Source organism: Paraburkholderia sp. UCT2 (assembly GCF_014397665.1).
Lineage (GTDB): Bacteria > Pseudomonadota > Gammaproteobacteria > Burkholderiales > Burkholderiaceae > Paraburkholderia > Paraburkholderia tuberum.
In genome coordinates, this window is the sequence record NZ_VZQO01000032.1 from 82,400 (window position 1) to 88,399 (window position 6,000).

The 6,000-nt window shown below is 66.4% G+C and carries 5 protein-coding genes; all 5 read right to left on the reverse strand.

Going from position 1 to position 6,000, the window contains the following annotated elements; translation table 11 throughout:
- Positions 1-186: 186 nt before the first annotated feature.
- Positions 187-441: a hypothetical protein gene (locus F6X39_RS24340; RefSeq protein ID WP_184003891.1), complete on the reverse strand. Its 255-nt coding sequence runs from the start codon at positions 439-441 to the stop codon at positions 187-189.
- Positions 442-657: 216 nt separating this feature from the next.
- Positions 658-1,995 carry a C45 family autoproteolytic acyltransferase/hydolase gene (locus F6X39_RS24345; protein ID WP_184022699.1) on the reverse strand — a complete coding sequence of 446 codons (1,338 nt, stop codon included), beginning with the start codon at positions 1,993-1,995 and terminating at the stop codon, positions 658-660.
- Positions 1,996-2,136: 141 nt separating this feature from the next.
- Positions 2,137-3,870 carry a ClcB-like voltage-gated chloride channel protein gene (locus F6X39_RS24350; RefSeq protein ID WP_187618440.1) on the reverse strand — a complete coding sequence of 578 codons (1,734 nt, stop codon included), beginning with the start codon at positions 3,868-3,870 and terminating at the stop codon, positions 2,137-2,139.
- Between the two features lie 112 nt (positions 3,871-3,982).
- The gene (locus tag F6X39_RS24355; protein ID WP_187618441.1) at positions 3,983-4,720 is read right to left on the reverse strand and encodes a glutathione S-transferase; all 738 of its coding nucleotides are present in this window, start codon (positions 4,718-4,720) and stop codon (positions 3,983-3,985) included.
- Between the two features lie 201 nt (positions 4,721-4,921).
- Positions 4,922-6,000, reverse strand: a 1,079-nt coding sequence (locus F6X39_RS24360; protein WP_410450333.1) for a YeiH family protein, incomplete at its 5' end; no start/stop codon positions are given.

Below are 6,000 nucleotides of genomic sequence, written 5' to 3' on the forward strand. Positions count from 1 at the left end.
GCTCCTGGTGAGCTTAAGTTAGTCACGTCGTTATTGCTGCCACGAAAAGCCAGCGCCTCGCCGCGATGAGTTTCTCGCAGTCTGTTGCAATCCCGCGCGCATCGCTACCCCATCGTCATGACAGCCGGCGCAAACCGGGCAGGCGCGCCGTCGTAGCCGCGCCGCCGCCCGCCGTTGCGGCGGCCCTCACGTGGTCAAATGCTCGTTCTGCCCGGTCAGGCTGCGTTCCAGATGTCGGGACTTCGGCAGCGCAATATGCTCCCAGTGCTGCGGACGGCTGGCGTCGGTGCTCGACACGTCTGGGGCCGGAGGCGCGACCGGCGCGGCGTTCGCGCGTTGCGCAAGCGTGATGGAATCCGTGCTGTCCGAGGCGGTGTGAACCGGCGCGGCAAAGCACGAGGCTGACAGCGTCACCATGATTAACAGTGTCGAGGTTTTCATCGCCCGACCTCCTAAAGCTCATGCGGCGCTGACAATCGAGCAAGCCCTGTGCCGTCCCGCGTCGAGAGGACGGTGCAAGCCGAGGACGGCATGGCGCTGCGCGGCCCAGGCTCCTTACCATCTTAGATGGCAAATACTGCAACGCGCGCACATTTGCGGCAAAACCGTATTGTAGGTTCCATCATGGCACGAACAGGCGCGCGCGTCCGCCATGCGCTAGCGCAGCACCTCGAAGCGCGTCCACGGCCACGACGGCCGGTCGCGCATATAGCCGTTCAGCCAGTTCCACTGCGGATGCCGCTTCATGAACGCCTGCGCGTCGAACGGCCGGCCGCACGGATGCCCCCAGCGCGCGGTGAAGGCCATCTCGCGGGCCATTTCGCTGTCGACCACCTTGCCGTCGTTCGCGCCCCACGGATTGAACGGCCCGTGATCGGTGCCGCCGAAGCGCGCGTCGTCGAGCTCCAGATGCCCGCAGATCGTGCGCGAGCACGGGTTGTCGTTGCGATCGAGATAGACGTCGTGATGATCGGCGATCATCTGCTTCGCGAGCTCGACGTCGATGCTGCCGCGATGCAGTTCCTCGAGCTGCATGAAACGCAGACGCCGCGCGCCGTTCTTGCGCACGTCGGTATAGTCCTCGCCTTCGCCGATGCATTCCTGGTTGCGGATCTTCAGATCCGTCGCGGTGTTGTAGCCGCTGTAGAAACCGTCTTTGGTGGTCTCGAAGCCCGCATAGTGCAGTCCGAGTTCGTAACGCGCGATCTCGCCGGTCTTCGTGTCGCCGAGCAGCCAGCTGTTCGCGTAGCCGCCGTTGTTCGCGAGCGAGAACATGTCGCACCATTCCTTGATGCTGTTCGCATATTGCGACGCGCGCCGCGAGCGATAGAACTCGGGCGCGCCGGCCGCGTTGTAGCCCGCGAAGTTCGAGATCGTCGTTTCGGTGATCATCAGGCCGGCCGCCGTGACCCAGAAATCGGTCAGGCTCGAGATGCAGCCCGGCAGGCCCTGCATCAGGATGCGGTTGCCGCGGTCGGGCACGATGTCGAACACGACGTTGAACGCGTCGCCGGCCGCGTAGCGGTCCCACGAGTTGTGCGCCATCACGATACGGCCGTCGCGCGTCGCGTTGCCGGTCGCGATGAACGCGCTGCAGTGGTGACCGCGCCGGCCGCGCCACAGTTTCGCGCCCAGATGCGGTTGCGCCTGCGCGGCGTGCGTCGGCCACCAGCTTTGCAGCAGATCCATGTAGCCGTTCCACGCGAGCACTTCGGCGAACGGCAGCTTCGCGCCGTCGGCGATGCCATGGATTTCATCGGCGAATTCGGTGTCGAGCTTGCTCGCGAACTGGCTCGTCGCGGCATTGACGAAGGTGTCGAACTCCTCGCCGGTGTCCCATTTGGCGAGATAGCGCGCGGTGCGGATCGCGTTTCTGATTTCGTCGGCGAGTAACTGGCCGTGCTGCTCGCCGCGATCGTACGGCTCGCCTTCGATATGCACGAAAATCCAGCCGGCCTGATCGCGGCGTACGGCCTCGGGGGACGGTTCGCTCATCTTCGCTCCGACGATACGGCGGGCGCTGTCGCTGCGCCCAAGCTGGGCTCACGCGTGCCGGCCGCGTGAAGGGCCGGCGGTCTGTCCATTGTAGAGAATCCGCGGCGCTTTGCATCGCGCCCCGCGAAGCCTTCGAAAGCTCTAGCGCGACGGACTCATGCGGAAGTACGCATCGAGCAGCGAGGTCTTGTAGACGACGCCGGCGAGCTTCGGATGCGCGGTGCTTTCGATCACCGGCAGCCGCTCGCCCTGAAACGCCATGAAGTGCTGTAACGCGATGGCGAGCGACATGTCCGGCGTCAGCACGTCGAAATGCGGCTGCAGATAATCGGCGGCGGTTTTCATCGACGTGTCGCGCCGCTCGAGCAGATCGGACGTGATGTCCTTCAGCGCGACCACGCCGAGAAACGCGCCCGAGTCGTTCGCGACGTACAGATACTTGACCGGATACTCGAGGAACACGCGCGTCATGTCGTGCACGGTCGCGTTCGGCGGCACGACGGTCTGCGCGGGGCGGATCAGCTCGCGCATCTGCGTCGCGCGCAATCGCGAGCGCTCCTGCTCCTCGCGATTGCGGCGCAGCGTGATCTCGTACATCGAGGTCTTGCCGATCGCGCGAGCGATGAAATACGCGACCACGCTCGACAGCATCAGCGGCAGCACGACCTGATAGCTCAACGTCATCTCGAAGATCATCAGGATCGCCATCAGCGGCGCCTGGGTCGCGCCCGCGAGGAATGCGCCCATGCCGACCATCGCATAGGCGTAAGCGGCCGACGTCGCATGCGGCCACAACGCGTGCATGCCCTGGCCGAACAGCGAGCCGACCGCCGCGCCGACGAACAGCGTTGGCGTGAACACACCGCCCACCGCGCCGGAGCCGGCCGTCGCCGCGGTCGCCGCGAGCTTGCAGACGAGCACCAGCAGGAGCGCGGACCATGTCCACGGCGAATGCAGGATCGAGTTCACGACGCTGTAGCCGTTGCCCCACACCTCGGGCTCCGCGACCGAAATGATGCCGACCACGAGACCGCCGAGCGCGAGCCGCACCGGCAACGCCACCGGCAGCTTGCGAAAGGCCGCCTTCGATGCGTCGAGCAGCCGCAGAAACTGCGGCGCGGCCGCGCCGCACAGCGCGCCGAGCGCGACGAACAGCAGCACCTCGGGACCGGTCACGGTCGGAAACTCCGGCATCTCGTAGGGCGGCTTGTAGCCGGCGAACTCGCGCATCGTGATGTTCGCGACGACCGCCGCGACCAGCACCGGCCCGAAGCTTTCCATCGCGATCGAGCCGAGCACGATCTCGGTGACGAAAAACGCGCCCGCGATCGGCGCGCTGTACGCGGACGTGATACCGGCCGCCGCGCCGCACGCGACGAGCAGGCGCAGCCGTGGCGGATCGAAGTTGACCCAGCGGCCGATCAGCGACGAGGCGAGCGCCGCGAGCTGCACCATCGGACCTTCACGACCGATCGAACCGCCGCTCGCGATCGTAAACAGCGACGACACGCTGCGCCACAGGCTCAGGCGCACCGGCACGACGCCGTCGCCGATCGCGACCGCTTCCATGTAGTCGGTGTGCTTGTTCGTGTCGGCGTGACGCCGCGCGATCAGCAGGAAAATGCCGGCGACGAGACCACCTGCGGCCGGCAGCCAGATGCGCATGGTCCACGGTAGGCTGCGCGCCATGTCGACGAAGCTGCCGGAGCGGCCGGCAATCGCCAGTTGCAGCAGTTCGATGCCCTTGCGAAACACGATCGTCGCCAACGCGCCGGCAATGCCGACCACAACGGCCCAGACCAGCACCGTATGGGCTTCTGAGAGGCGGAAAACGCTTTGGGCGCGGGTGCGCAGCTTCAGCAGGAATGAAAGCACGTCGTCGGTACGGGGCGTGATGGAAGGTTGAAAAACCCGTGGCACAACAGCAGCGCGCCCGCCTCGAATGGCGGGCGCGCGGCGGCGAGCGGGCGGAGGCGGGCGGCGCGGTTCAAGTCGCCGCCTTGTCGAGTTCAGGATAGTGCCGGAAGATGCAGCTTTCGTTATGACCGATGCGCCGGTCCGAGTCCAGATACGCGGCGATGTTCGGTCTTGCGATCACGGCGTCGTGCAGCGCGGCGAGCCGCGGATAGTGCTCGCCGAAGCGCTTCAGCGCGCGCGGAAACGCGTACAGCAGACCGTCGATCAGCTGGAACATCGACAGGTCCACATAGGTCAGCGTGTCGCCGACCATGAAGCTGTCGCCGGCCGGATTCTGCGCGAGCACGCGCTCGAAGTACGACATGAACTTCGGAATCCGATGGTCGATGAAATCGTGCGCGCGCACCTTCGCCGCGTCTTTCTGCTCCTCGTAGTAGAGGCCGCTCGCGAGCGGATGGTGGGTGTCGTGCGCTTCGGTGACGATGTCGGCGATCGTCAGCTGCAGGCCGTTCGCGACATAGCGCAGGCTGTCCACCGCCGGCGCCAGCTTGAGCCGCGGGCCGAGATAGAACAGGATGTTGGCGGTCTGCGCGATCACCAGATCGCCGTCTTTCAGAAACGGCGGCGCGAACGGCGGATACGGCTCGTCGGGGCTTTGCATCACCGCCATCATCGCTTTGGTGCCAAGGCCCTTCGAAGGCTTGCCGCGCGCGACTTCGACATAGTCGACGCCGGCTTCCTCCAGCGCGAGCCGCACGAATTCGCCGCGGCCTTGCAGGCCATCCCAGTAGTACAGTTCCAGGCTCATCGATCGATCCTCATTCCGGTCGCCCGGACGCGTCGCGGGCAGGCGGTTTCACCGCTGCCATCGGACGTCGCGCACGGGCGGGTTGGGGGGCAAAGTTCGCAGCAACGAGTATGCCGTGTGATCGGCCCGGATGGGGCGCCGGAAAGCGCAAAACCCCGCGCGCGGCGGGGTGTCGGGGAAGGCGGGAGAGCCGGCGACGGCTCAGCGGAACAGGTGCTGGACGGTCCATGTGATGCCGAGTCCGCCGGCGATCAGCCATACATACAGAATCAGGCCGGTGGTCAGCGCGCGCGGACCCGCTTCGCGAATCTGCGAGAAGCGCGTTTCCATGCCGAGTGCGGTCATCGCCATCGTCAGCGCAAAGGTGTCGAACAGGTTCAGCGTCGAGGTGGCGCTTTCCGGCAGCACATGCAGCGAGTTGATCGCCACGCAGGCGAGGAAGCCGAGTGCGAACCAGGGGATCGCCAGCTTGCGCGGGGCGGCGCCGTCCGTGCCGCCATCCTTCGCGCCGCGCGTCGCGCGGTTCACCCACAGGCCGACCACCAGCAATACCGGCACGAGCAGCATCACGCGGGTCATCTTGACGATCGTCGCGATGTGCGTCGCTTCGGGGCTCACGTTGCTCGCCGCGCCGACCACCTGCGCGACCTCGTGGATCGTGCCGCCGAAGAACAGGCCGGCGCCGACCGTGTCGAGATGCAGCCAGCCTGCGTTGAACAGCACCGGGTAGAGGAACATCGACAGCGTGCCGAACAGCACGACGCTGCCGACCGCCATCGCGCTCTTGTGCGGCTTCGATTGCAGCGTCGATTCGAACGCGAGCACCGCGGCCGCGCCGCAGATCGCGCTGCCGGCCGCCGTCAGGAGCGCGGTGTCGCGATCGAGCTTCATGATTTTCATGCCGGCCCAGGTGCCGATCACGAGCGTGCTGACGACGATCAGCACCGACTCCGCGAGACCCGGCAGGCCCACCTGGGCGATTTCCTGCAGGCTCACGCGCAAGCCGAAGAACGCGACCGCGATGCGCAGCAGCTTGCGCGCCGAGAAATTTACGCCGGCCGCCCAACTGGCCGGCATGCTGTCGCGCAGCGCGTTGCCGTAGATCGCACCCGCGACGATGCCGACGATCAGCGGACTCAGGCCAAGGCCGGCAATCGCCGGAATCGCCGCGATGCGCGTGACCGCGGCGGCGAACAGCGCGACGAACAGTACGCCGTTGAGCTGGCCCCGGGTGGACAGCGCGGGGGAGGCGGCGGCGAGCGGGGCGGTGGGTGTGGACA

Excerpts from the sequence above, each read along its gene's own strand:
- F6X39_RS24340 (WP_184003891.1), bottom strand. The coding sequence starts at position 441 with ATGAAAACCTCGACACTGTTAATCATGGTGACGCTGTCAGCCTCGTGC.
- F6X39_RS24345 (WP_184022699.1), bottom strand. The coding sequence starts at position 1,995 with ATGAGCGAACCGTCCCCCGAGGCCGTACGCCGCGATCAGGCCGGCTGG.
- F6X39_RS24355 (WP_187618441.1), bottom strand. The coding sequence starts at position 4,720 with ATGAGCCTGGAACTGTACTACTGGGATGGCCTGCAAGGCCGCGGCGAA.